This window comes from Tolypothrix bouteillei VB521301 (assembly GCF_000760695.4).
GTDB lineage: Bacteria > Cyanobacteriota > Cyanobacteriia > Cyanobacteriales > Nostocaceae > Scytonema > Scytonema bouteillei_A.
Genome location: NZ_JHEG04000001.1, coordinates 7311099 through 7336419, shown reverse-complemented (window position 1 = coordinate 7336419; position 25321 = coordinate 7311099). Strand labels below are relative to the sequence as shown.

At 41.0% G+C, this 25321-nt stretch carries 25 protein-coding genes and 1 pseudogene; 11 read left to right on the top strand and 15 right to left on the bottom strand.

What is annotated here, in order from left to right:
- Window positions 1–93 precede the first annotated feature (93 nt).
- The 4 genes from HC643_RS29965 to HC643_RS29950 form a co-directional block, all read right to left on the bottom strand.
- Window positions 94–771 (bottom strand): response regulator, encoded by a 678-nt coding sequence (locus tag HC643_RS29965; RefSeq protein ID WP_038074150.1) that lies wholly within the window; start codon window positions 769–771, stop codon window positions 94–96.
- Window positions 772–783: 12 nt separating this feature from the next.
- Entirely contained in the window at window positions 784–1929 is a 1146-nt protein-coding gene (locus tag HC643_RS29960) for a sensor histidine kinase (RefSeq protein WP_038074154.1), read from the bottom strand.
- A gap of 295 nt (window positions 1930–2224) precedes the next feature.
- On the bottom strand, window positions 2225–2653 hold the full coding sequence (locus tag HC643_RS29955; protein ID WP_050046724.1) for a hypothetical protein: 429 nt from the start codon (window positions 2651–2653) through the stop codon (window positions 2225–2227).
- 21 nt (window positions 2654–2674) lie between these two features.
- On the bottom strand, window positions 2675–3241 hold the full coding sequence (locus HC643_RS29950; protein WP_050046725.1) for a hypothetical protein: 567 nt from the start codon (window positions 3239–3241) through the stop codon (window positions 2675–2677).
- A 473-nt stretch (window positions 3242–3714) separates the two neighbouring features.
- Between HC643_RS29950 and HC643_RS29945 the strand changes: the two genes are divergently transcribed.
- Window positions 3715–4392: a response regulator transcription factor gene (locus HC643_RS29945; protein ID WP_038074157.1), complete on the top strand. Its 678-nt coding sequence runs from the start codon at window positions 3715–3717 to the stop codon at window positions 4390–4392.
- 470 nt (window positions 4393–4862) lie between these two features.
- Window positions 4863–5129 (top strand): peptidoglycan-binding domain-containing protein, encoded by a 267-nt coding sequence (locus tag HC643_RS29940; RefSeq protein ID WP_050046726.1) that lies wholly within the window; start codon window positions 4863–4865, stop codon window positions 5127–5129.
- A 169-nt stretch (window positions 5130–5298) separates the two neighbouring features.
- Here the strand turns inward: HC643_RS29940 and HC643_RS29935 are convergent, their stop codons facing one another.
- On the bottom strand, window positions 5299–5706 hold the full coding sequence (locus HC643_RS29935; RefSeq protein ID WP_038074160.1) for a nuclear transport factor 2 family protein: 408 nt from the start codon (window positions 5704–5706) through the stop codon (window positions 5299–5301).
- 306 nt (window positions 5707–6012) lie between these two features.
- Complete coding sequence (locus HC643_RS29930; protein WP_038074163.1) at window positions 6013–6987, bottom strand: sigma-70 family RNA polymerase sigma factor; 975 nt, start codon at window positions 6985–6987, stop codon at window positions 6013–6015.
- A 240-nt stretch (window positions 6988–7227) separates the two neighbouring features.
- Here HC643_RS29930 and HC643_RS29925 point away from each other — a divergent pair, with 240 nt between their 5' ends.
- The gene (locus tag HC643_RS29925) at window positions 7228–7548 is read left to right on the top strand and encodes a hypothetical protein (protein WP_038074165.1); all 321 of its coding nucleotides are present in this window, start codon (window positions 7228–7230) and stop codon (window positions 7546–7548) included.
- Window positions 7549–7580: 32 nt separating this feature from the next.
- Here HC643_RS29925 and trmFO read toward each other — a convergent pair whose 3' ends face one another.
- The 5 genes from trmFO to HC643_RS29900 form a co-directional block, all read right to left on the bottom strand.
- Window positions 7581–8894, bottom strand: a complete 1314-nt coding sequence (gene trmFO, locus HC643_RS29920) for an FADH(2)-oxidizing methylenetetrahydrofolate--tRNA-(uracil(54)-C(5))-methyltransferase TrmFO (protein ID WP_038074167.1) — start codon at window positions 8892–8894, stop codon at window positions 7581–7583.
- 63 nt (window positions 8895–8957) lie between these two features.
- Window positions 8958–9638, bottom strand: coding sequence for a glutathione S-transferase family protein (locus HC643_RS29915; protein ID WP_038074170.1), 681 nt, complete (start codon window positions 9636–9638; stop codon window positions 8958–8960).
- A gap of 111 nt (window positions 9639–9749) precedes the next feature.
- Entirely contained in the window at window positions 9750–10553 is an 804-nt protein-coding gene (gene panB / locus HC643_RS29910; protein WP_038074172.1) for a 3-methyl-2-oxobutanoate hydroxymethyltransferase, read from the bottom strand.
- Between the two features lie 73 nt (window positions 10554–10626).
- A complete protein-coding gene (locus tag HC643_RS29905; RefSeq protein WP_038074174.1) occupies window positions 10627–11220 on the bottom strand; it encodes a TetR/AcrR family transcriptional regulator in 594 nt (197 codons plus the stop codon).
- A gap of 184 nt (window positions 11221–11404) precedes the next feature.
- On the bottom strand, window positions 11405–12313 hold the full coding sequence (locus HC643_RS29900) for a LysR family transcriptional regulator (protein ID WP_038074177.1): 909 nt from the start codon (window positions 12311–12313) through the stop codon (window positions 11405–11407).
- A 123-nt stretch (window positions 12314–12436) separates the two neighbouring features.
- On the opposite strand from HC643_RS29900, the gene HC643_RS29895 reads away from it, so the two are divergent.
- Window positions 12437–13354: an NAD(P)-dependent oxidoreductase gene (locus HC643_RS29895; protein WP_272899927.1), complete on the top strand. Its 918-nt coding sequence runs from the start codon at window positions 12437–12439 to the stop codon at window positions 13352–13354.
- A 130-nt stretch (window positions 13355–13484) separates the two neighbouring features.
- On the opposite strand, the pseudogene HC643_RS29890 reads toward HC643_RS29895, so the two are convergent.
- The 3 genes and pseudogenes from HC643_RS29890 to HC643_RS29880 all read right to left on the bottom strand — a co-directional run.
- A pseudogene (locus HC643_RS29890) lies at window positions 13485–13595 on the bottom strand (Uma2 family endonuclease); the annotation flags it as partial.
- Between the two features lie 57 nt (window positions 13596–13652).
- Window positions 13653–14774 carry an iron-containing alcohol dehydrogenase gene (locus HC643_RS29885; RefSeq protein ID WP_038074192.1) on the bottom strand — a complete coding sequence of 374 codons (1122 nt, stop codon included), beginning with the start codon at window positions 14772–14774 and terminating at the stop codon, window positions 13653–13655.
- A gap of 133 nt (window positions 14775–14907) precedes the next feature.
- Window positions 14908–16368 carry an RNA-guided endonuclease InsQ/TnpB family protein gene (locus HC643_RS29880; protein WP_202048672.1) on the bottom strand — a complete coding sequence of 487 codons (1461 nt, stop codon included), beginning with the start codon at window positions 16366–16368 and terminating at the stop codon, window positions 14908–14910.
- 127 nt (window positions 16369–16495) lie between these two features.
- Between HC643_RS29880 and tnpA the strand changes: the two genes are divergently transcribed.
- The 5 genes from tnpA (at window position 16496) to HC643_RS29855 (ending at window position 20057) form a co-directional block, all read left to right on the top strand.
- Entirely contained in the window at window positions 16496–16897 is a 402-nt protein-coding gene (gene tnpA, locus HC643_RS29875) for an IS200/IS605 family transposase (protein ID WP_137986579.1), read from the top strand.
- Between the two features lie 334 nt (window positions 16898–17231).
- On the top strand, window positions 17232–17837 hold the full coding sequence (locus HC643_RS29870; protein ID WP_038077037.1) for a GNAT family N-acetyltransferase: 606 nt from the start codon (window positions 17232–17234) through the stop codon (window positions 17835–17837).
- Between the two features lie 16 nt (window positions 17838–17853).
- On the top strand, window positions 17854–17994 hold the full coding sequence (locus HC643_RS29865) for a hypothetical protein (RefSeq protein WP_153021439.1): 141 nt from the start codon (window positions 17854–17856) through the stop codon (window positions 17992–17994).
- 48 nt (window positions 17995–18042) lie between these two features.
- A complete protein-coding gene (locus HC643_RS29860; RefSeq protein ID WP_082051895.1) occupies window positions 18043–19077 on the top strand; it encodes a heme-dependent oxidative N-demethylase family protein in 1035 nt (344 codons plus the stop codon).
- Window positions 19078–19154: 77 nt separating this feature from the next.
- Window positions 19155–20057, top strand: a complete 903-nt coding sequence (locus tag HC643_RS29855) for an alpha/beta fold hydrolase (RefSeq protein WP_038077034.1) — start codon at window positions 19155–19157, stop codon at window positions 20055–20057.
- Window positions 20058–20174: 117 nt separating this feature from the next.
- Here HC643_RS29855 and HC643_RS29850 read toward each other — a convergent pair whose 3' ends face one another.
- Window positions 20175–20903 (bottom strand): Uma2 family endonuclease, encoded by a 729-nt coding sequence (locus tag HC643_RS29850; RefSeq protein WP_038077030.1) that lies wholly within the window; start codon window positions 20901–20903, stop codon window positions 20175–20177.
- A gap of 339 nt (window positions 20904–21242) precedes the next feature.
- On the opposite strand from HC643_RS29850, the gene HC643_RS29845 reads away from it, so the two are divergent.
- Together HC643_RS29845 and uvrA are read left to right on the top strand one after the other, a co-directional pair.
- A complete protein-coding gene (locus HC643_RS29845) occupies window positions 21243–22277 on the top strand; it encodes an RRXRR domain-containing protein (protein ID WP_038077028.1) in 1035 nt (344 codons plus the stop codon).
- A 100-nt stretch (window positions 22278–22377) separates the two neighbouring features.
- Window positions 22378–25272 carry an excinuclease ABC subunit UvrA gene (uvrA, locus tag HC643_RS29840; RefSeq protein ID WP_050046728.1) on the top strand — a complete coding sequence of 965 codons (2895 nt, stop codon included), beginning with the start codon at window positions 22378–22380 and terminating at the stop codon, window positions 25270–25272.
- Window positions 25273–25321: the final 49 nt, after the last annotated feature.

Genomic DNA, 25321 nt, shown 5'->3' with positions numbered 1-25321 from the left:
GGATTTTCATGAGAAATTAGTACAGTAATTGTTTAAAATTATTTTTTGATTAAAAATATAATATCTATTACCTCCCTATATATAACCTTAATATCAAGCTTGAATTATGCCTAATTTTAAAGCAGCAAGAACGGCCTGAGTACGACTGGTAACTTGCATTTTTTCAAAAATATTTGTCAAATGAGCTTTTACAGTAGCTACTGTCACGTATAAACGTTTAGCCATTTCTTCATTAGAATATCCTTTTACTAAAAATTGTAAAACTTCTTGCTCTCGCTCTGATAAATTTAGGTTTTGACAAGTTAGCAAAAAAGCTTCTGAATAAGTATGAAATCGACGAAAAAAACCACTAGCAACTTCTGCTGGTAAGTAAATTTCAGAATTAAGTACAGTTGTTATTGCTTCATATAATTGAGTTGTAACATGGTTTTTAAAGACATAGCCTACAGCACCTGCTTGCATAGCACGAAAGATAAAATCATCTTCTTGATGGGCTGATAAAACTAAAACTTTCCCAACAAAAGATTTTTCTCGTAAGCGAATAAGAGTTGTAATTCCATCGCCTGTAGCTAATTCCAAATCAAGAAGGATAAGATCTGGTTGTTTTTGAACAGCAAGGCTTATAGCTTGCTCTGTAGATTCAGCTTCAGCGACGACTTCTAATGGCAATTGTCCGCTACTGCTATGAAAATCAAGGAAAGTATGCAAACCCTGACGAAACCGTGGATCGTCATCTACAAGAAGAACTGAAAGTTTGCGATCGCGAACCATATTAAAACCCTCCTAAAAAGAAGTAGATCGAGGTAAGCTTATAAAAAACTGTGCGCCACCTTCAGACGAATTTTGCGCCCAAAGACTTCCATAATGGTCAAGAACAATTTTTTTAGCAATAGTTAAACCAAGTCCAGTCCCTCCAGGACGACGAGAATAAAAAGGAGTAAATATTTTTTTGATATCTTCTGGAGATAAACCCTTTCCTCGATCGGAAATCCAAATCAGTACTTCATTTTGAAAAATTTGCCAATGACAGTTAATAACTCCAGACACGGGACTAAAGTACACGGCATTACTCAGCAGGTTGTCAAATACCTGCTTCATTTGCAAGCGATCGATTGCCAGAACAGCAGACGTTTCAGAATACTGAACTTTCAAGTTTTTCTGTTCGAGTAAAGGTTGTAAACCTTGAATACTTTCAGATATCAAACTTTTTAAGTCCTGAAGAGTTACTTTGATTTTTTCCTTTTGACCGCAATAAATCAATTCTGTGAGATTGGCATCTAAATCCTTTATACTTTCTCGAATAATTGCTGCTTGTTCTTGAGTAGAACCTTCAGGCAATTTTAGGTAAAGATTTTCTGCATAAAGACCAATCATTGCTAAGGGATGGCGTAATTGATGGCCAGCACGCTGAAGTATTTGTTCCAAAAGTTTGATTTCAGTTTTTTGTTGATAGCACTCAGAACAAATATCTAAATGCTTGCTCAGTATCGTGGCCGTTTGCTTAACATCTTGTTGCAAACTTAAAGAAAGTGGTTCGCGAGTAAATATCAAAATGTATTCAGGTTTTTGGTTTCTATATCCTATAGGGCAGATGTAACACTTTGATGATGTGTAATGAGAGAAATCTATCTCATGTAGAGTAAAACTATGATAAAAGTCTACTAACCATTCCTCTGAATTAATATAAGATAGAAAATTCCGTGTAAACTCTTGTTCTTGAGAACACTGAGTAATTGTTTGATGGATTAACGAAAATGGATCGTAATAAACAATTCTAGCCCAATCAATAGAAGCTCTTGATAACAAAAGTTCTATTTGGAGCTGACAAAAAATTTGTAGACTGGAAATTTGTGAAGATTGGAAATCAGTCCTGGAGTTTGAAAGAGAATGACCTAGAAATTGGGTTAAAGCTTCTGTTGTAACTTGCATAATGACGCCAACCAAAAAAATGCATAAACAGTTTGATTTTAAGCAATCTTTGCTTAACTTCTGTAAACTTATTCATATTGCAGTCAATATATTTATTTTGTATGTAATTGTCGGTTATAACCAGGCAAGATAAACCTTTTAAGTGCAAAATTATAAGAAATTAGGGAAGTGCGCTCGCTATGTTTAAAAAATTTTAAGGGTACAATCATTTGTACCCCCAGAATCTATACTAAATTGTTGTAAGGGCGCAATTCCTTGCACTCCTACCTATGTACAGCCTATTTATAAGGCTCTCTTAATAGATATAGATGGCTCCTGCTTTGTTAACATTAAAACTGCGCTCTCCAACTCCAACACGCTTTTGCCCAATTTGCACTGTTGCAATATTGTCCTTCACAAAGACCTTGTACTTTAATTGTGCCTCAGAAGGGTTAGCGGGATAGACTGTAAAGTTTGCAGGAAAAGAGAAATTGCTGATTTCAGTAATACCTGCAGGTGGCAATACTCTATCTTCAGATTGACCTAACACTCCGTAGTCCAAAGGTAATCCAGTCTCATTTTCAAGCTTTATTGCTATGGGAAGTTGAGGGTTAACCCTTGCTACAGGTTGGAAAAACCCAGAGTGATAAGTACGTGCAGATGTAATTTGTGCTGCAAAAGCTTGGCTGGGAATTAGAGTCATAACCCCAAGGATAGCAGTAGTTGCAAAGGCTTTAAGATTCATAATCGTTACCTATTTTGTAAGTTAAAAGTTGTAACCAACACCTACTTGAAAGCCCACGGCCTCCGCAGAACTATTGCGGTAAGCATCAAAAGCTAGATCCGTAGCAGCATAAGCATTCACACTTTTGCTGATTTTCGTTTCCACACCACCAGTAATAATAGGAGCATTTTTATTTCCGAGTGGAGTATCTTTACCTCTATCAGTTACAAAAGAATAGCCACCACCACCAAATAGGTTAGTATTTTTAGCGATAGGCAGATCGTAAGTAACCGTTGGCACAAGATCGGCACTGTGACGGCTGATGATTGCAGAAGGACGTACTGATAGTTGTGTCTTGGGAATGGCGATACGTGCAGTCACGTCGCCTCCTAAATCGGCTTTTTCATCACTGCGTCCACCACTAGTCACGCCAGGGTTAATACCAACCCCAATGTAATCACCTGTTAACCCCAGCTTTTTAGCAGTAGGAGTTTGTTGCACTGGTTGATATTGAGCAACTGTAAGCGCAGGTGCAGAAGCCACTGGCATTTGTGTACGTACTTCAGCTGCTGTTACTGTTGTTTGTGCAGGTACATAAGAAAAATACATAATTCTGACTCCTTCGGTATGAATGTAAATCTCATTAATTTTTCATTAAAGAACTCAATTAGCTCTTTAACATCGATGAGCAAGGTAATATATAAGAGCATTTAACCTTGCAAATCTTTGCTGTTGATTTCACTGTAAATAGGAAATGTCAAGAACTCGGGAAGAAATCCTCATTTATATTTACAGCCATTGTTAGATGCCCAAACACATAGATGTAGGGGTGCGGCGACCTTACACCCTGACTAACAGTGTGATTCTTTATCATCCTAAGCCCATATCTTAGATACATAATATCTTATTATGTTGTCAATTTAACATCCTTATAGGAAATGTTTATAACTCATATCTTAACTGGATTATCTTGACTGTTCAAAATTCTCATATAGTGAAAAACTAGTTATAAATTAGATGAACAAACAAGAATATCTCATAAAAATATTAACTTAATATCTGTATGACTCTCGGACGGCGATATGAAAATTTTGATAGTAGAAAGTGATAAATATACAGCCAAATTCCTAGCAGAAAATTTCAAACACGAACATTACATCGTAGACATAGCCTATGATGCTCTTAAGGGTTGGGAATATACACAAACAAGCCAATACGATCTCATTTTATTAGATAATATTCTTCCACAAGTAGATGGTATTAGCTTCTGTAAACGTTTGCGAAATGCTAAATATAATGCTCTTATATTAATGCTATCAGCAAGAAATAAAACTGTGGATAAAGTCATGGGATTAGATGCAGGGGCTGATGATTATTTAGTGAAACCGTTTGAATTAGAAGAATTAACAGCAAGAATTAGAGCTTTATCTCGTAGAAGCTCTGAAATTCGCCAACCAATCTTAGTTTACGGTGACTTACGGCTCGATCCTAGTAGCTATTGTGCTATGTATAGAGAGCGATCGCTTTCCCTAACACCTAAAGAATATATGTTATTAGAATGCTTATTAAGAAATCAAAACCAAGTTTTAACTCGCTCAACCTTAGCAGACAAATTGTGGAATTATGACAAATTAGCTGGTAAAGAAACAATCAAAACACATATTACCAATTTACGAAAAAAATTGAAAGCAGCAGGAACCTCTGACAGATTAATTGAAACAGTGTATGGAATTGGTTATCGCTTGAGTAGTTCAATGTAGAACATTTGTTGGGTTTCCCCACGGTCAGCCCAACCTACTACCGCATCCACCTAAAAATGTTGGGTTGAGGCTGCAGGGGCAGGGGGGAAAGAATCACAGACTCATTAACCGATTAATTTCTACCCAACAAATTAACCTAGACGCTCTACTACAAAAATTCTTATCCAAGCATTGAGAAAAATTTAAGCATTAGCACCCCGGTATTATCCAAATATCGGGTTTATTTTTATGATTCATATTTAATAATTATTGAAATACTAATGAATTTCTGAGAACCTCTATTTTGTCTTAAAAAAGATTTCCTCTTAAATCATAGCTTAACTGGATTATATTGGCTGGTACAAATCATAAAACTATTACACAATTAATTTATTCCTGAGTTAAGCAATTGCTGAGCGATTATTCCTCAACATAAGTTCTCAGGTAATTGTCTTTCTTTCAAATAAACTCAACATTTTTAGGAGAAAACTATGTCCGTTAATGTTCAAATATCCCAATCACTACCTACTTTAGAAAATGGCAGTCAAGGTGAAGACGTTAGATATTTGCAACGAATTTTAAACTGTCTGGAATACGGTTCTGTTGCTACTGATGGCAAATTCGGTCCACAAACCGAAAATGCAGTGAAACAGTTTCAAGGCAATTATCCACCATTAGCCGTAGATGGAATCGTAGGACAACAAACCTGGTGGCAAATTATACGAGCTTTCGCAGATTCTTCTTTATGTAACAAATAAAAATAGCTAAAAAAGGCTCATTCCCAGACTGCCTCTAGATCCCTTGGCTCCGCTTAGAAATACATACCTTGAAGCGGAGCCTTAATTTTAACTATACTTTTGAGTGTGTCACACCATTCTAAGTAAGCTAGAGATGCACTATCAAATTCAAGCAGCATTATGAACGAACTTAAAAAGGTTCATAACAGTCATATGTTCTTTGGTGAACTATTTTGTTACCTTCAAATTCAAGAAATTGAGCAATGTAAGCTTTCATCTGTCCCCCCAGTGGAGTTTGTCCAATAGAAACTGCTATTTTAGCTGTCCATATTATTTCTAAAATGACTGTGTTTCCCACAACATAAGAGTTTTTAATATCATAATTCTGGCTAATTATCACCTGCTTGCCTCTTAATGAAGCTTCTTTTAAGTCATCTAAGTTTCTTGTAGAGCCATTAGGTATGAGTCGATTGGGATATTCCACTTGTTCTACAGATTCAGAATAATAAATAGCAAGCTCTTCTGCTGTTTTACCTTCTTCTATAGCCTTCAAATATTTTTTTGCGATTGCTAAAATATCTTGTTGCTCTTTTGTCATAATATCAATATTAATTGTTACAAATTGATTTTGCGATTGTCACTACACCCAAAAGATTTTAGGATCTGGAAACATAACCGAGTCTTTCAATGTCTGAACCCCTTATTGTTGCGTTTTTGAATGATCGGTAAGTCCTAACATTGGAAGTATAACTTGTCCTTTGACTCAAAATGGAAGCATAAAGCTATGGGCGAGTTCCAAAATTTTGCATCCTTTAAACCCAATAAAAACCTTGGACAAACATTGAGTATAGTTTATACATCTTTAATCGGCTAAAGTGTGGGGCTTATAACCAATGTAAAAAAATCAACTAGCTACCCAAAATCCTTGAATATCTGCCTTATGTTTGCGGAGATTCCTGATAGCTATTTCTTCCAAGCGAGATACGCGATCGCGGCTGATATGCAAGCGTTCGCTCACTGCTTTTGGACTGAGCGATTGTCCATCCTGTAACCCATAGCGCAAAGTCAAAACCATTTGTTGTTCTTGAGTTAAGTTAGCAATTAACTGTCTTAGAGTATCATGTACAGAAGACTGGACAAGTTGTTCTTCTGGCAAATCGCTAGGATCTGGTAAAATATCAGATAGTTCTGTGTCTCGATCCTCGCCGATTTGCTGATTGAGAGAGAGGATCTGGCGTTCCCAGAGCAAATACTCTCTTAACTGTTGAGGGGTTAACTTTAAGGCGTATGCCAGTTCTTTTGCAGTTGCAGAGCGTCCTAACTTCTGAGACAATTCGCGCTGAAGAGCTTTAAATTTATTGAGCTTCTTGTTAATTTGGAGGGGTAAGCGAATACTGCGACTTTGCTCTGTAATAGCACGGGTAATTGCTTGACGAATCCACAGGTAAGCGTAAGTTGAGAACCGATAGCCCTTCGTCGGATCGAATTTTTCGATAGCTCTTTGCAGCCCAATAGTCCCTTCTTGAATGAGATCTAACAGTTCAACATTACGTTTTACATACTTCTTGGCAATAGAAACAACTAACCGCAAGTTAGCCTCCATCATTTTACGCTTGGCAGTTTCACCTGCGGCGATCGCCTGTTGTAGTTTTGCTACAGTTTTGGGATAGTCCTTCCCAAGAGAAGCAACTTGCTCAGCCCACTCTTGATAAGTTGGAGAACGACCCAAGCGATCGCATAAGCTAGATCCGACTTCATATAATGCGATCGCTAACTGCACTTGTTTGCCATATTCAATTTCAGATTCGCGAGTCAGCAAAGGAATCCGGCTAATTTGTTGCAAATATGCAGTTATGGTATTTGTGGAAGTCTGAGTCATAGTACTATAGTTCAATGAATGATTGTTTTTAGGTCTTGATGTTCTTAGTTTCCATCTACAGCACTACTTCTATGGGCGAAGAAGGATAAGTTAGAGTAAAGTTAAGAGGATTTTTTAAAAGTAATAGCTGAGGTATCTACTGATACTTTTAACCCATCATTTCCAATTTGTTCGCCAGATACTATCACAAAATGCCACTCATGTCAGCATTGAGTCAGAAATGTCGCCTGATGAGGTTTTATGAGCTTAGGCAGAGCAATTCTCTTAATTACTCTGGTGATTCCAGGTGTGTTGGTATCAGGTTCATCGCTTTACTCCTTCAACCTTGATTATCTAGCCATGCAAAGAACTGAAAGGTATGTAGAAAGGTTGGTTAGGGAAGGCAGAAACAATGAAAGACAATTGGATCTTGCCTATCATCGCAATCTCGTTCACCGCATAAATGCACTCTCCAATGGAACTTGGGGATTTATTGGCGCAGCGATCGCAGCGATAGGCATTCATGGAATTGCCACCACTAAAGACGAGACAATCCAAGACCAAAAGAAAGCATCAAAGTAGTTTGCAATTCGTAATTCCTAATTATTGAGTTACTAGTTATGAATTGCGAAGTTTTGGATGTCAGCAAGAGAGCGATCGCGATAACGCCCGTAACGCTCCTGTTTATTTTTTATTTTCTCTCCCAGGTCTGGCAGTATACCAAAGTTAGGTGGCATTGGCTGGAAATGCTTGGGTGAAGCCGAACTAATAAATTCAAACAGCGACCCCATCATTGTTGTATTGGGTAAAGTCAAAGGTTCTTTACCCAAAGCAACACGAGCTGCATTGGTTCCCGCCAACCAGCCGCCTGCTGCTGCTGCTGTGTAGCCTTCAGTTCCAATCAACTGTCCTGCAGCAAACAACGTCGGGCGCTGTTTAAACTGCAAATTGGGGAGCATCAACTCGGGAGCATTAATAAAAGTATTGCGGTGCATCACTCCCAATCTTACAAACTCTGCATTTTCCAAACTGGGAATTAATCGAAAAATGCGCTTTTGCTCGCCCCACCGCAAATTAGTTTGGAAACCCACCATATTCCAAAGCTGTCCGGCTTTGTCTTCTTGCCGCAACTGTACCACAGCATAAGGACGTTCTCCAGTACGACTATCTGACAATCCCACGGGTTTTAAGGGACCGTAGCGCATGGTATCTTCTCCCCGCCTTGCGAGTTCTTCGATTGGCAAACAACCTTCAAAAAATTTTGCTGTTTCCCTCTCAAAATCTTTTAATTCCACTTGTTCGGCTGCACAAAGTTCTTGCCAAAAGCGCAGGTACTGCTCTTTATTCATCGGACAGTTGAGATATGCTGCTTCACCTTTATCGTAACGAGAGGCAAGAAATGCAATATCGCGGTTAATCGATTCTCCCACAATAATCGGGCTAGCAGCATCAAAAAAGCTGAGGTATTCCATCCCAGTGAAGCGGCGCAAATCTTCTGCTAAGTCCGGGCTGGTTAAAGGACCCGTTGCTAAAACAACAATCCCTTCAGGAATAGCACGCAACTCTTCCCGACGCAGTTCAATTAAGGGATGGCGAGCAAGGGTTTCTGTTAAATCGGAGCTAAATTGTCCCCTATCGACAGCAAGTGCTCCACCTGCTGGGACTGAGTGTTCGTCCGCTTTTGAGATCACGATAGAACCAAGCCGACGCAACTCTTCATGCAACAAACCTGCAGCGCGATCGCTTGCCATTGCCCCAAATGAATTGCTACATACTAATTCTGCCAAATGTTCCGTGTGATGAGCACCACTCAATTGTTTTGGACGCATTTCCCACAGAATGACAGGTATCCCAGCTTGGGCTATTTGCCATGCTGCTTCTGTCCCGGCTAGTCCACCTCCAATAACTTGAATCGGTTGTTTTTCCATACTCATCTGAACGACAACAATTGGCGGAAGTTTATCACACATATACCCAGTATACTTGGCAAATTAGGTAACAGCTGTCGCAGGTTGAGAGCGAGTTTGGCTCAACTTACGTTTGCGTATTATGTTGAGAACCCGCTTAAATTGTTCAAACTCTTCCTGACTCAATTCTGTTTTGCTCCACGCTTCTCGTTGCATCAAGCGTTCATACCAATCATTTAATTTGGGGTAATTGTTAAGACTTATACCTACCTTTACCAGTAAAGATATGGTTCCTCCGACAACAATATCTCCAAAGGTTAAGCGATCGCTTCCAAAATAAGAATTTTCTCCTAAAATATCTGTTAAAAAGCTAAAAACTTTATTTACGTGTTCTGTAGCTTGCACAAATTGGGGAGAACTTGCATCTTTGTACATGAGTGTAATTATTTGGGGCAAAAGCTCGTTATTCGTTACCATTTGTACTGTTCTTACTGTCGCCAATGCTTGGGCTTCTTTAGGCAACATTTCTGGTGTGGGATACTTAGCTTCTAAATAATCCATAATGGCTAAAGATTCTATAACCCTAAACCCATTATCAATGATGACAGGAATGTGGTGAAAAGGGTTAATTCCTAAAAATTCTGGTTCCATTTGGTCACCATTTAAATTTAGCAAAATCGGCTCAAAAGAAATTTCTTTTTCTAATAAGGTTACCCATACACGACGTGCCATTGGTGACCGAGGATTGTAGTAAAACTTGAGCATGGAACATTCTTCCTATTAAGATTGTGTTGGTAAAAAGACCGATTGGTCTGTTTGTTGATATGCCAATACGTTTCGTTGTATCAATCACTTATAGAGATTGTAGGTGTGAAATTAGCGGAGATGTTTTAACTCTTCCTCTGCCATGTGCCAAACATTTTCTTCTGTAGGAAATAGATTTTGTTCAACATCTTCCTTATACTTTTGTATTGCTTGGGCAGTCAAAGTTTGATAGTCTTGATATGTTTTTGCAAGTTTTAGCTTGCGGGGTGTTATTCCTAATATGTCGTTTACGATAAGAACCTGTCCATCAGTAAACCGCCCCGAACCAATTCCAATGGTAGGAATGCTGAGTTTTTCAGTCACGATTTGACCGAGTTCTTCAGGAATCAGTTCCAAAACGAGCATTGATATACCAAGTTTTTCCAATGCGATCGCATCTTCAATAATTGTCTTCGCTTGTTCAAAAGTTTTTCCTTGTACCCTCTTCTGCTGCTGCGTTTGTGGTAGCAAACCAAGATGACCGCATACTTTTATATCATGGTCGATCAGATGCTTGATGACTTTTTCTCGTACACCTTCTAATTTAACAATATCTGCTCCATGTGCTAAAAGTTTTTTGGCATTATCGAGTGCTTGTTCGGGAGTTTCATAGGAATTATAAGGCAAATCGCCAAGAATATACGCTTGGGATACTCCTCGTCGAACAGCTTTCAGATGATGGGCAATATCATCTACCGTAACTTCTTGTTCGCTATCATATCCAAGTATATTTGTTCCTACACTGTCACCAACGAAAATGATATCAACTCCAGTCTTATCTTCCAACAGCGCTGTAGGATAATCATATGCTGTCAGGGCTACAATTTTTTGATGATTCTGCTTTTTTGCTAGCAAGTACGATAAGTCTTTTTTCATGGGGAACCTTGAGCATTTTCCGACCAATTGGTCTGATTTGAGATAAGAGTAATCTTAATACAGTTTAATTGCTCTAGATTTGCAAGTGGCTCCTTATATACTCGTTTAAATGCTGAGTGACTATATCTATGTGAATCAGATCTCCGTAGAGCTTGCTTAGCATAACAGCACCCTCAAGTGAAGAAATCATGATGGTAGCTGTTTCATCAATGTTAACCGTCGGGCGAATTTCGCCCCTTTCGATCCCCTTTTGGATAATTTGAGATACTATTTCCCGCCAAGAGTCCATTGCTTGTTTGGCTCGTTCTCGCAAAGCAGGGTGCGTGTCGTCACTCTCAATAGCTGTGTTCAGTATGGGACAACCTCCCTTGATAATTGGGTTATCTATGTTGCTGCGAAAGATATCTACAATCGCTTGCAACCTATCCACCGCACAATGCTTGCTACGCAATATAGTTCTGTAACGCTCTTTCATTTGAGCGATCGCAAAATCAAATGCTTGTAATGCGAGATCGTCTTTACTTTGAAAATGATTATATATGCCTCCTTTCTGCAATCCCGTGACACGCATAATATCTGCAATTGATGCACCAGCATAACCCTGTTGATTAAACAGTTCGGCTGCTTGTTGGAGAATTTTCTCTTTGGTTTCTTCGCCTTTAGACATTTTGATATTTCCGACCAATTGGTCTTATCCTATTTAAACCGATGAGTTATCCTCAGTCAAGTAGTCAATCGAGGAATATAGTTGCAGGAATGGAAGAAAACATGACTGGTTTGCCAGAGATGGTAATCGCGAAAGAGCTAAAATAAAAGTAAATTTTTATGCGTCTTTACTTACATCCCAACCTTTAGTCTATTGCTAACCCTAAAACAGATTTCTTGAAAAATTCTATGAATACATGAACTTTTAGTGGAATATAAGTACGAGTTGGATAGACAAACCAAGCGGCGGTGTTGAAATTCGTTGCTGTTACATCGTAATCTGGAAACAAGTTGACGAGGGAACCAACCCGTAAATCTTCGTCAATCAACCAGTTTGGGAGCAATGCTAAACCCATACCTGCGATTGCACACTGCTGAAGGGCAATCGCATTTGAAATTACAATGTGTCCACAGACAGAAACATCACTCAGTTCACCCTGGCGATCTTTGAAAATCCATCGTGAGCGAAACCCTGATAGCGGAAAAAGTAGACACTTATGTTGCTCCACATCGCTCGGTTTTTCCAACGGTGGCGAACACTTGAGATAACCTGGACTAGCACAAACCGAATAGTGAGTTCGCATTAATTGTTGGGCAATCAGAGTGGAGTCAGCCAGGAGTCCGAGACGCACTGCTAGGTCAATTTGTTCAGCCAACAAATCAACAACGGCATCAGTTAGTAACAGATCGACTGTAAGCGCGGGATATAACGAATTAAATTTAGGCAATAACGGCACAATGCACTTGAGCCCGAAAGAGACAGAAGCTGTGACGCGGAGAGTTCCCTTGGGCTGACCGGAAATGTCTGTGGCTATATCAATTGCTTGCTGTATCTCCTCAACCAATGGTTCAATGCGCTCAAAGTAGATCATCCCAGCCTCAGTTGCTGACAATTTGCGAGTCGTCCTCTGGAATAATCTGATTCCCAACTCTTCTTCTAATGAAGCGATCGCCCGTGAGACTGAAGAAGGATCTAGATTGCGCTCACGGGCAACAGATGCAAAACTACCCCGCCTCATGACTTCCACAAAAAGTTTTAGTACTGATAAGTCCATTACCGAATTACAAGAATTAATCTGCAGCAAACATGATTTTTATAGATATTATTTTGCACTAATAGACAGCAATTAATGTAAAAAATGCACGAGAGCCATTCATAAATTGATATTTATCACTGTTTGGACAGCAAATATAGTTTTGTCAATCAACAAATTATTGGAGGGGCGGGAATGAAACGGATTGCAGTTTTGGGAGCCGGAGCAATGGGATCTCGCATCGTGCAGAACTTGCTTAATGCAAAATATCAAGTTGTTGTATATAATCGTACAGCTTCTAAGGTAAAGCCCTTACTGGATCGTGGGGCTGTTTATGCCACAACACCCAAAGAAGCTGCCGAGCAAGCTGATATTGTGATTAGTATGGTCACTGATAATGACGTGTCACGAAGCATCTGGCTTGACCCGAAAATAGGTGCGGCACTGGGACTGAGCAAAGATGCAATCACGATTGAATCCAGCACTTTAACCGTAGATTGGACACGAGAATTGGCAGATGAAATCTTAAATCGTGGAGCTGCCTTTCTCGATGCTCCAGTGGTCGGGTCGCGGCAGCAGGCAGAAGCAAAGAAACTCATTTATCTGGTTGGGGGAAAAGCACAAACCTTGGCACAAGTTCAACCTGTTCTGTTGTCCGCAGGTGCTTCAAGCATCCATCATATCGGTTCAGTAGGTCAGGGAATGACGATGAAACTGGCTGTTAATGCACTATTTGGCATTCAGGTTGCGGCATTAGCAGAAATTATCGGAATGCTGGACAAGAACGGAATAACCAGTGTAAAAGCAATGCAGTATCTGGGTGATTTACCTGTAATCAGTCCAGCTGCATTGGGCGCAGGAAGTCTAATGGCCATAAATAATCATGCACCGATGTTTCCAATTGAATTAGTAGAGAAAGATTTCCGTTATTTCATCCAAACCGCACAAGCCTTTGGTGCTTTAATTCCCGCATCTACTGCCATTCATAACATTTATCAAGAAGCTATGGCATTTGGTTATGGCAATGACAACATTACAGGTGTTGTTCAAATTTTTATCTAATTGAATGAGCTTGACATCTCTCCTCTCTAGAAGCAAGGGGATTCTAAACTGATGTTGCTATGGCGGCTTCTAGCCGCACTTCGCAACGTTTACAATATGATTTATTAACCCTTGTTTCATGTCCCCCTCAAGGTTGCGCCATTTCAACAACGTTCCCATTATGTAGTTCGTAACGTCCGTTTTTTGGACGCCAAGCAGCAAATTCTTCAAAGGTGACTCGTTTACTTTGAGTCTGGGTCATAAGTTCTCATGTTTTCGATCGCAACTCTTAGGGCTCGTAAATCTTTCAGAAAAAATTTTAACCACAAAGTTGAAGAATCTCTTCAACGACTTGAGGATTGACATCCTGTTGTTCGCCCAATGCAACCTGTCTCCGTTTCTCCAAACGCTCAACAATGATTGGAATGGTTTCGCGCCCAATACCATAGTCTGAGAGACGAGTACGTACACCAACAGATTCAAAAAAGTTGCGAGTTGAAGCGATCGCCTCATTAACCCGTTCTTCCTCAGTACCATCCACAATACCCCAAACTCGTTCGGCATATTGTAAAAGTTTCTGCCATTTGCTACTGCGCCTAACTGACATAGTGCTAGGGAGTACAATAGCCAAAGTTTGAGCGTGATCCAATCCGTGTAACGCAGTCAGTTCGTGACCTATATCATGAGTAGACCAATCCTGAGGGACTCCTACACCAATCAGCCCATTGAGAGCCATAGTAGCGCACCACATGAAAATAGCACGTGCATCATAGTCCTTGGGATCGGCCAGAGTTTTTGGTCCTATTTCAATCAGCGTTTTTAAGATAGACTCTGCCATTCGATCTTGTAAAGGTGCATGAGCAGGATAAGTCAAATACTGTTCCATCACATGAGTAAAAGCATCAACGATCCCATTAGCAATTTGCTTTTGAGGTAGAGAGAAAGTTGTTTCTGGATCGAGAACCGAGAAACGGGGATATACCAAAGGGCTGCTGAAAGCTAATTTATCCTTAGTTTCCCACTTGGTTACCACTGAAAATGTATTCATTTCCGAACCAGTGGCAGGTATTGTCAGTACAACACCCAAGGGTAAAGCATCTTTCACAGGTGCTGTTTTTGCCAGAATGTCCCAAGGGTCGCCCGTAAAGGGAACAGCAGCTGCGATAAATTTTGTACCATCAATCACAGAGCCGCCACCAACAGCCAGTAAAAAGTCAATCCCTTCATTTCGCACTAGTTCCACCGCTTTCATCAGTGTTTCCAAACGGGGATTGGGTTCAATACCTCCAAACTCCATCACCTGACGTCCAGCCACCGCAGACATAACTTGGTCATAAACACCATTCGTCTTGATACTACCTCCACCATATGTGACAAGAATTTTGGCGCTTGCAGGAATTTCAGCTGTAATACTGGCGATTTGACCTTTGCCAAATAGGATTTTTACGGGATTTTGACACTCGCCCTGCTAAAGCAAGGGCGATTCTTAAGACATTGCTGCCTTAATATCCTGTTTGCACAGGTTCCCAGGCTCAACACGTTTGCCCATAGGGCGTGCTGATACGCCAGGTGCTTCAACCGGGGGAAAGAGAGGCAACGCACTGGCTCGTCTCCTTGCGTTGTTTCGGGCGTTTAGACGAACATTCACCAGACTTGCTGATATCGGCGTCAGGTTTCGCGGAGTCCCCACGTACCATACTTTGAATTACTTGTTTTGCTCTATCTCGAACTGTTTTTGCGGCTCCTAGATCGGCGTGTTCCATGTGTCCGCAACTCGTACAAATGAATCTTTCTTTATCACGATTCAATTTGTCTATATGTCCGCAATTCCTGCATTCACATGAAGAATTTCGAGGATTAACTTTAATCACAACCTTTCCTTGCTTCTCAGCGAGATACTCAATTTTTGAAGTTAACTCCGACCAACTAGCATCCGAGATAGACCTGTTTAAACCTTTTTTACGGCTTTGTCCGTTCTTTAAAAACCGTCCTGTTTTCTCATCCACTTTTACCTTACAACGACGTAACATACCAGATACATTTAAGTCTTCCAAACCAATACCGTCTACATTACGAGAGACGATTTTGTTAGCCACATACCATTGGTACGCTAAACGCTTGTCACTGACACGTTTGTGTAATCTTCCAACTTTTTTAGCTGCTTTTTTCCTGTTTTTACTGCCTTTAACTTTGCGGCTAACCCGTCTCTGTCTGACTTTTAGTAGGTGTTTAGTCTTTCGGTTAGTACTAAACTTAGGATTATCAATTTGATAACCGTCTGATAAATGCACGAGTTTAGTAATCCCTAAATCGCAACCAAGCACTTTTTCAACTTCTGTTAAAGGTTTTGAAATGTATTCAGGTACACTTTTGTCTTCCATTCGGACAGAAATATACCAACCATCTTGACGCTTACGGACAGTTACAGCTTTGATGGTAAAACCATCAGGTATTAAGCGAGAGTTGTGGAATCTCATCCAACCTACTTTAGGTAGGTAGATTTTATTCCCTTGTACTTTTATTCCTACTGTATAGGTAAAAGAAGTGAAGTTACTACGGTTTTTAAATTGTGGAAACCCTCTACCTTCAAAGAAGTTTTTGTATGCTACATCAAGACGTTTAACGTTTTGTTGCAATACTGTAGAATCAATCTCAGCGTACCAGGGTCTAGCTTTTTTAAGTATTGGCAAACTGGTTATCTGAATATCTCCGGCACTTCTTCTAGGATTTTTTAAGTTCCCGGAAAGCTCGCCGGACAGAAACTTCTGTCCGGCAGACTTTCCCTCTTTATCTAATTTATTGTCTTTCCAAGGTTCTCCTGTAGCTCCATTCTTGCTAACAAAACAAGTTATTGGGCAAGCCTCTGCCCTTGTTCTAATGTCGCAATAGTCGCCTTGAATGAATTGTTGATTGTATTGGGCAATTCTATCATTTAAACACCAGTTGTAATGACTCCTAAGCATATCAACCCAGGTGTCCATCTTTTCTGATTGAGAAACGTTAGGGCGTAGCTTGTATACATAGTTTGTTAGCAAGTTGTATCACCTCCTTAATTGTTGATATATTATCTATGTCTACAATAATATATCGTGAGCCAGCCCTGCTTTGAAGGTTTCCTTCTGTAGGGGACTGGCGAACCCTTTAGGGTAATTTCCCGGAATTATGCAACAGTATCGAAGAAAAAATCATTCCGTTTCCTTGGTTAACTATCATCTAGTCTGGATACCAAAAAGACGGAAGAAGATTTTGATTGGAGATGTCGAAAACCGACTAAGAACAATTGTTTGGGAAGTTTGTCAAGAGAAAGAGTGGAAGATTATAGCACTAGAAATTATGCCAGACCACGTTCACCTATTTGTTAACGTTCCACCTGAAATAGCTCCACATCAAGTGGCTAACGCTATTAAAGGAAGAAGTTCTAGATTACTCAGACAAGAATTTCCACGTTTGCTAAAACTGCCTAGTTTGTGGACAAGTTCGTATTTTGTCTCTACTGCTGGCAATGTAAGTAGCGACACAGTTCGTAGGTATATTGAAGAGCAAAGACATCACGATACAACATGATGTCACTGTCCCTAAAGGGACTTGCCGCTCGCCTACATCCACCGCCTGAAGTATATATGAGACACGAAGTGTGACGTAGTGTCTCATATTCGGTGGTTTTGGCTCGCTTAATTTTTTATAAAAGCTAAAGTTGTCCATAAAGCACCTCTAGTAGAAAGTCATGAGACTGGGAAATTGACTATTGATACCAATATAGTAATGAAATTCAATGTCTGTTTCTCCTTCCCTGCTACAGAGGCAAGATTTTAATCAATCGTTAAATTTGCCATAATTCTGGAAATAAGCTCTCTAAAATCGTAGCTAGTTTAGCTGTATCCTCGTGCTTGGGATAGTCATGAAAGTCTTTTTAGAAACAGAACGATTGATTTTGCGCTTCTTCACAGCAGAAGATGCTGAAAACCTTTTTAAACTCGATAGCGACCCCAAAGTTATGCGTTTTATTAACGGGGGTCAGCCAACAGAATACAACACTATTAAAGAACAAGTACTGCCTAAATGGTTGGGATACTATCAGAAATACGATCGCTTTGGCTTTTGGGCAGCTGTAGAAAAATCAAGCAATGAATTTATCGGGTGGTGTCACTTCTACCCTGCTGTTGAACATCAATTTGCCGTTGAATTACAAATAGCTAGCAGCAATGAAATTGCTCTAGGTTACCGATTGTGCCAATCCACTTGGGGAAAAGGATATGCAACTGAAGCTTCCATGGCATTGATATGCAAGGGGTTTATGGAATGGAACGTTCAACGAGTTGTGGCATGGGCATTGACAGTCAACAAAGCATCGACTCGGGTTATGGAAAAAGTAGGATTGCAGTTGGAAAAAGAGTTTGTTTTCACGGAAAGTCAGCTACCAAACCTACAACCATCAGAGCGAAAAATAGCTTTTTATGCTTTAAATAAATTAAGAGTAGAGCAGGGCAAACAAACTATTTGTTAAAGTATAAGCCAAAATCGTGAGTGCAGCGCAACTAAAGACAATCGCTGAAGAGGTTTGTGTTGATGGGGGCGAGATGGTATCGTTAATGCGATCGCACGCTCGATCCCAAACACCCCTTGGTTCTATGGAGCATTGGTCAGTTGACCCTGCTTTATAATGGTGCATGGCGATCTATTCTGGACAACAAGCACTCACAAGCGTTTAAATGATGTACTCGCCTTCACCCGCTTTATTTCTAGAAGCCAAAACCGTGGAAGCATCAGAAAACAGTGCTTGCTACTTTCCCCTAGAAAACGGACGCTATGAGGTTAAACCTGGCTTTATTCCTCTGGGCAAATCTTTAGGTAACGGTGAGGCTGACAAATGCGTCTTTCAATTTGATAGCAACTTTCCTCATTACCGACAGGTTAAGCTTTTATCTCGTGCCGAACAATTGAGAAAATATTATCAAACCTACCATTATTCTGATGCGGTAGCAGGTGCGATCGCTTGTCTGATTATTGACCGTCTCTCTCAAGAATATCCCCAATACTTTTGCTGTCAACCAACAAGTCATGGTTTATCTTTTCACAACCGACTGACTGGAGAAACTCTTTATGTAGATGAAAACTGGCGGTTGCGACAAGTTGAAACTCAAAGTCAACCAGTTTTTCCTCCCTATGCTTCCACCCTGGATGCTTTAGCAAGCCAAATGCAGGAAGACATAACTGTGATGAGCTACAGTCCTGATGGTTGTAACTGGTTGAGCGCAGTTCATTTGTGCTATCCCAACCATTGGTCGGGTAAGGAAAAGATTGGTCAGGATTTCGCTACAATTCATGCACCCGTAGCAGGAATCGAGAAAATTAACCGACGGGCTAGTGCGATCGTTAACACAATGGTTCTTCGCGAACCAATGGTACGCTTTGCTTGGGGTTTGAGTACCGACACTCGCCTCAATCACCATCCCGAACCACCTCCAAGTGTGTCCCTTGATGAATGGCATGGTAGAAGTTTTAACCGGGACAACCCCAAATTATTCTTAAGAATAGAACGACAAGTCATTTGGGGTTTACCAGAACATAACGCAGTGCTGTTTACTATCCGCACTTATTTTAGAGATTGTATTGCTATCAAAAAAGATACAAATTTGCGATTAAAATTATTGGCTGCTCTTCAATCGATGACACCAGAGTCATTAATTTATAAAGGTTTAGCAGAAAGCCGGGACAGCATTTTAGCTTGGTTGGAAGATGTATAGCGATCCGGGAAAAGGCAGAGCGCAGAAGGCGGCTAAATAATATTAAGATATAAGAAAATACTCTACAAATCTTAATAATGACAGTTACTTCGCAGCAGGTAGTACAAAGTACCTTTGAAAAACACTTTTGGACATGGCAGGGTCATAAAATCCAGTATACTGTCATGGGAACGGGAAAACCCCTCGTACTCGTTCATGGCTTTGGCGCATCTATTGGACATTGGCGAAAAAATATTCCAGTTTTAGCAGCCGCAGGTTACCGAGTCTTTGCCCTCGACTTGTTAGGGTTTGGCGGTTCCGATAAACCACCGTTAAAATACACTGTAGAAATTTGGGTGGAACTCTTAAAAGATTTTTGGACAGTACACATACAACAACCAGCAGTCTTTATCGGCAATTCCATTGGCGCACTCATCGGTTTGATAACTGTAACAAAACATCCAGAAATATCCGCAGGTGGCATTTTGATTAACAGTGCGGGTGGTTTAAGTCACCGTCCCCACGAACTCAATCCACCATTACGCATTGTCATGGCAGCTTTCAACAAATTTGTGAGTTCCCCAATGACAGGAGCGTTCGTTTTCAATCGCATTCGCCAGAAAGCCCAAATTCGCCGCACGCTCTATCAGGTTTACCGCAATCGAGAAGCCGTCACTGATGAATTGGTAGACTTACTTTATACACCTTCATGCGCTCCCGGAGCACAACAAGTTTTTGCAGCCATCCTCACAGCACCTCCCGGTCCCTCGCCAGCGGAATTATTACCCAATGTTGAATGCCCGTTATTAGTTATTTGGGGAGCTGAAGACCCTTGGACCCCAATTACAGGAGCAAAACTTTACGAACAAGCACGGGATAATGGTAAAGATATCAAAATTGTTCCTATCCCTGGTGCCGGTCATTGTCCTCATGATGAAGTTCCAGATGTGGTCAATCAACAAATTATAAATTGGCTATCATCAGCGATCGCTGAACGGTGAGCGATCTTCTCGTTTCCCAGCTGAGCCTGAGATGTGTGTTCTGAGGCTCCGCCTCCTGAGTCAGACATTCCACAGCCAGAGGCGGGAAACGAGATCAATTGCCAATTGCTCTGTTGTTTACGCTTCCGGTTCTATCCCCAACGCACGCAATTGCGCTGCCAAGCGTTCTGCACGTTGTCGTTCTTGTTCTGCACGTTGTCGTTCTTGTTCTGCAAACTCAAAACCCCACAGCAACAGTTCTCTTTGTTCGTTCCACCAACGCAACCAGTAACTAGAACGGTTTTCTCTAGTCCCCAGCCACGTCCCTAAAAACAGGTTCATTTCTTTAATCCAGTAAAGGTTATTTTCATCTGGCGATTGCAACTGATAACGACCCGAATCATCTAATTGATAAACTTCCAGCAATCCTGTATCTGGTTCAAAAATGGCATAATTAGGAACTTTTAAAACTCGCTCGTAATAGTACCATTTACCAGGGGGATACGTAGGTTTGCTGGAGTACTCACTCCCTTCAGTATCTGAAAGGAATTCCATAACGATAACTGGAAAATCACCTTGAAGTTTTGGCGTATAACTGCGCTTAACTTCTTCTCGTGACACCTTAATAGAAGGAACAAATCCCCAATCGGGTGCTTTAACCACAATGCGATTGTTCAAAGTGGCACAAATAGCATAATTTGTTATGGTCAAAGAGTTGGCTGGCAATCTTCCAGCAACTTCTAAACTTTCTGTTAAAGCAGCTGCTAACAGTGGCTGATTAATGTTATCCACAGGCTCGTCATCTAAAACAAAATCATCCGGTAATTTTTCCCAAGTGATTTCATAAGTGGTTGCACTAGTTAGCATGGTAAGAGTGCCTCCTTAACGCTATCGATACACCTAGCTTAACTTCAGCAACCAGTAACCATGCTTATGAGCGGTCATTGGTCATTGGTCACTGTCAATGCAGTACTATTGTTCTATCATGATAGCGGAGACAGTCACTGACCTCCGGCTAAAGCGCGGAGGCTTGGAAGAGGAAGACTCACCACCTTCTGAATTCAGGACGAAACCAGTGTCTAGCCAATTGCTGAACTATCTGGGAGTGGTATCCCAAAAGACGTTAAGAATGCCTCCCTAGTTTTTCACCTCTGTGGTAGTCAGTGGCGAAGGGAAATATATACCTAGCAATAGGACTTATCGTAAATGTTTGTACCGGTTGTCAACAGTGAAAATAGACCTCGAATGCCGACGACTCCAAGCCGAGCCAAGCGTTGGATTAAGTCAGGTAAGGCAACACCATTTTGGAAAAAAGGAGTGTTTTGTGTCCGACTGAACGTAGAACCCTCAAACACAAATAGCCAACCGATAGCAGTAGGGATCGATCCTGGTTCCAAAAGGGAGGCGTTTACACTCAAGTCGCAAGCTCACACTTACCTAAATGTGCAAACCCATGCTGTTGATTGGGTGAAAGACCATATTGAGGTAAGACGCAATATGCGACGCTCGAGGCGCTTTCGCAACACTCCGTGTCGTCAAAATCGAACTAACAGGTTGGTCAACAAAAACCGTATTCCTCCATCGACTAAAGCGCGGTGGCAGTGGAAGTTGAGGATAGCTAACTGGCTAACCAAAATGTTTCCGGTATCAACTTTTGTGGTGGAGGATATCAAAGCCCGCACCTGGAAAAACGGATGTCAGTGGAATGCTTCGTTTAGTCCCCTAGAGGTAGGAAAACAATGGTTTTATTCCGAACTCAGAAAAATTGCTCATGTTGAGACTAAATCAGGCAACGAGACTTACCAACTGCGACAAAGTTTAGGGCTTCATAAGTCTCAACAAAAATTGTCAAACAAGTTTGAAGCTCATTGTGTTGATTCATGGGTGTTAGCTAATTGGTCTGTCCAAGGACACTCCCGCCCAGATAACACACAGTTGATTGAGGCTGTCCCACTTGAGTTTCACCGCAGACAGCTTCATCGATTGCAATATGCACGCCAACACATACGTTCTCGATATGGTGGCACCATGAGTGCTGGTTTTAAGCGTGGTTCAATCGTTAAACATCCGAAATACGGATTCTGTTTTGTTGGCGGTTGGCAAGAGTCACCAACAAAGAAAAACCCCGATAGAAAAACAATTAGCCTGCACAGTTTGAATACTGGTCAGCGATTGTGTCAAAACGCTGTGCCTACAGATTGTAAGTTTTTGTCTTACAACTCGTGGCGCGTAGTTAATTAATTTGTCAAGCCGTCCTAGAAGGACCGGGTTTCTAACCCATTTTTTTGATGATAATATTAAGAACTGTTTCGCACCTGCCTGTTTCTCTCACCCCGTTCATATGTTAAACACTCAGCGATCGCAATCCTTAAATGGGCACCTTCCTCAGACAAACCCAAACAGCCAAAACACTATCCGCATTCGGGGTGCCAGACAGCACAACCTGAAAAATATCGATCTGGAATTGCCTCGCGATCGCTTGATTGTCTTTACTGGCGTTTCTGGTTCTGGCAAATCTTCCTTGGCATTCGACACCATCTTTGCAGAAGGACAGCGCCGCTATGTGGAATCCCTTAGCGCTTATGCACGGCAATTCTTGGGACAAGTCGATAAACCTGATGTTGAGGCGATTGAGGGATTAAGCCCAGCGATTTCCATTGACCAAAAGTCAACATCTCATAACCCCCGTTCTACTGTAGGGACGGTGACAGAAATTTACGACTATCTGCGACTCCTGTTTGGACGCGCTGGCGAACCTCACTGTCCCATATGCGATCGCTGTATCGCCCCCCAAACCATAGATGAGATGTGCGATCGCATCATGGAACTACCAGATCGCACGCGCTTTCAAATTCTTGCGCCTGTTGTTCGGGGCAAAAAGGGGACGCATAGCAAACTGCTATCAAGTTTGGCATCCCAAGGTTTTGTCCGCGTTCGTGTAGATGGGGAAGTACGCGAACTTTCCGATGCCATTGAATTAGATAAAAATGTTATTCACACCATAGAAGTTGTTATTGACCGATTGGTAAAAAAACCGGATTTGCAAGAGCGATTGTTTGATTCCCTTTCTACCTGTTTGCGTCAATCTAATGGAATTGCAGTTATTCTCATTAGTTCTTCGTCATCGGGCGATAGTGATAAGAAACAACCAAAAGAGCAAGAACAAGAATTAGTCTTTTCAGAAAACTTTGCCTGTCCGGAACACGGGGCGGTGATGGAAGAATTATCCCCGCGCTTGTTTTCTTTTAACTCTCCTTATGGTGCGTGTCCGCACTGTCACGGAATTGGTAGTTTGAGAAGATTTTCGGCTGAGTTGGTTGTTCCCGATCCTGAAGCACCAGTATATTCTGCTATTGCGCCTTGGTCGGAAAAGGAAAATACGTATTATTTGGAGTTGTTGTATAAGTTAGGTCAAGAACATAGTTTTGAGTTGCAAACCTGTTGGAATGTGTTAACTGAGGAACAAAGGGAAATAATTCTCCATGGAGAGGAAAAAAACACGGACTCGCAGAGAAAACAGAAAGAGGGATTCAAAGGAGTTTTGCCAATTTTACAAAGGCAATATGACGGTGGTTCGGAGTTAATTAAGCAAAAATTAGAACAGTATTTAGTCGATCAACCGTGTCCCGTCTGTGAGGGAAAACGGTTGAAACCGGAGGCGTTAGCAGTACGGTTGGGACAGTACCGAATTATAGATTTAACGGGGGTTTCCATTCGGGAGTCTCGGAACAAAATTGACCAATTACAATTGAGTCAGCGTCAGTTACAAATTGCCGATCTGGTATTGAGAGAAATCAAAGCGAGATTGCAATTTTTGCTGGATGTAGGTTTAGATTACCTCACTCTCGACCGTCCGGCAATGACACTTTCCGGTGGAGAAGCACAACGAATTCGTCTGGCGACTCAAATTGGTTCTGGGTTGACTGGGGTTTTGTATGTTTTGGATGAACCCAGTATTGGTTTGCATCAACGAGATAATGGAAGATTGTTGCGAACTTTAATTAGGTTACGGGATTTAGGCAATACCCTAATTGTTGTGGAGCACGATGAAGAAACTATTCGTGCGGCTGACCATGTTGTTGATATTGGTCCTGCTGCTGGGGTTAATGGGGGTAGAATCGTTGCTCAAGGCGATTTACAAGCATTGCTCAATTCAGAAGAATCGCTGACAGGAGCTTATTTATCAGGACGTAGAGCGATCGCAACTCCCGCAACACGTAGGGAAGGAAACGGGCGAAGTTTGGTTATTCAAAATGCCCATCGCAATAATTTGAGAAACATTAATGTAGAAATACCATTAGGAAAACTTGTTTCTGTCACTGGTGTTTCAGGTTCTGGAAAATCTACCCTAATTAACGAATTACTCTACCCAGCGCTGCAACATCAACTGACGCGGAAAGTTCCTTTTCCTAAAGAGATAGATGGTATTCAAGGCTTAGATACCATTGATAAAGCCATAGTTATTGACCAATCTCCTATTGGAAGAACACCTCGTTCTAACCCTGCAACATATACGGGCGTTTTTGATATTATTCGAGAAGTTTTTTCAGAAACAATTGAAGCAAAAACTAGGGGATATAAACCAGGGCAATTTTCTTTCAACGTTAAAGGGGGACGTTGTGAAGCTTGTAGCGGACAAGGTGTAAATGTCATTGAAATGAACTTTTTACCTGATGTTTACGTCCAGTGTGAAGTTTGTAAAGGGGCAAGATATAACCGTGAAACTTTGCAAGTGAAGTACAAAGAGAAATCTATTTCTGATGTTCTTAGTATGACAGTAGAGGAAGCTTTAGAATTTTTCAAAAACATTCCCAAAGCTGTAAATAAGTTGCAAACTTTAGTGGATGTTGGATTGGGATATATTCAACTGGGACAACCTGCGACAACCTTATCTGGCGGTGAAGCACAGAGGGTGAAATTAGCAACAGAACTATCACGTCGCGCTACTGGTAAAACACTTTATTTGATAGATGAACCAACGACAGGCTTATCTTTTTATGATGTTCATAAATTATTAGATGTCCTGCAACGTTTAGTTGATAAAGGCAATTCCGTTTTGGTCATCGAACACAATTTAGATGTAATACGTTGTGCGGATTGGCTGATAGATCTAGGACCGGAAGGCGGTGACAAAGGAGGAGAAGTTATTGCAGTGGGAACACCAGAAGAAATCGCAGAAAATCCAAAATCATATACCGGACAGTATTTGAAGCAAGTATTAATATCTAACCAGTAACCAGTAAATCCGTGACCAGTAAACTGGTCAAGACCTCCCACCTCGATCC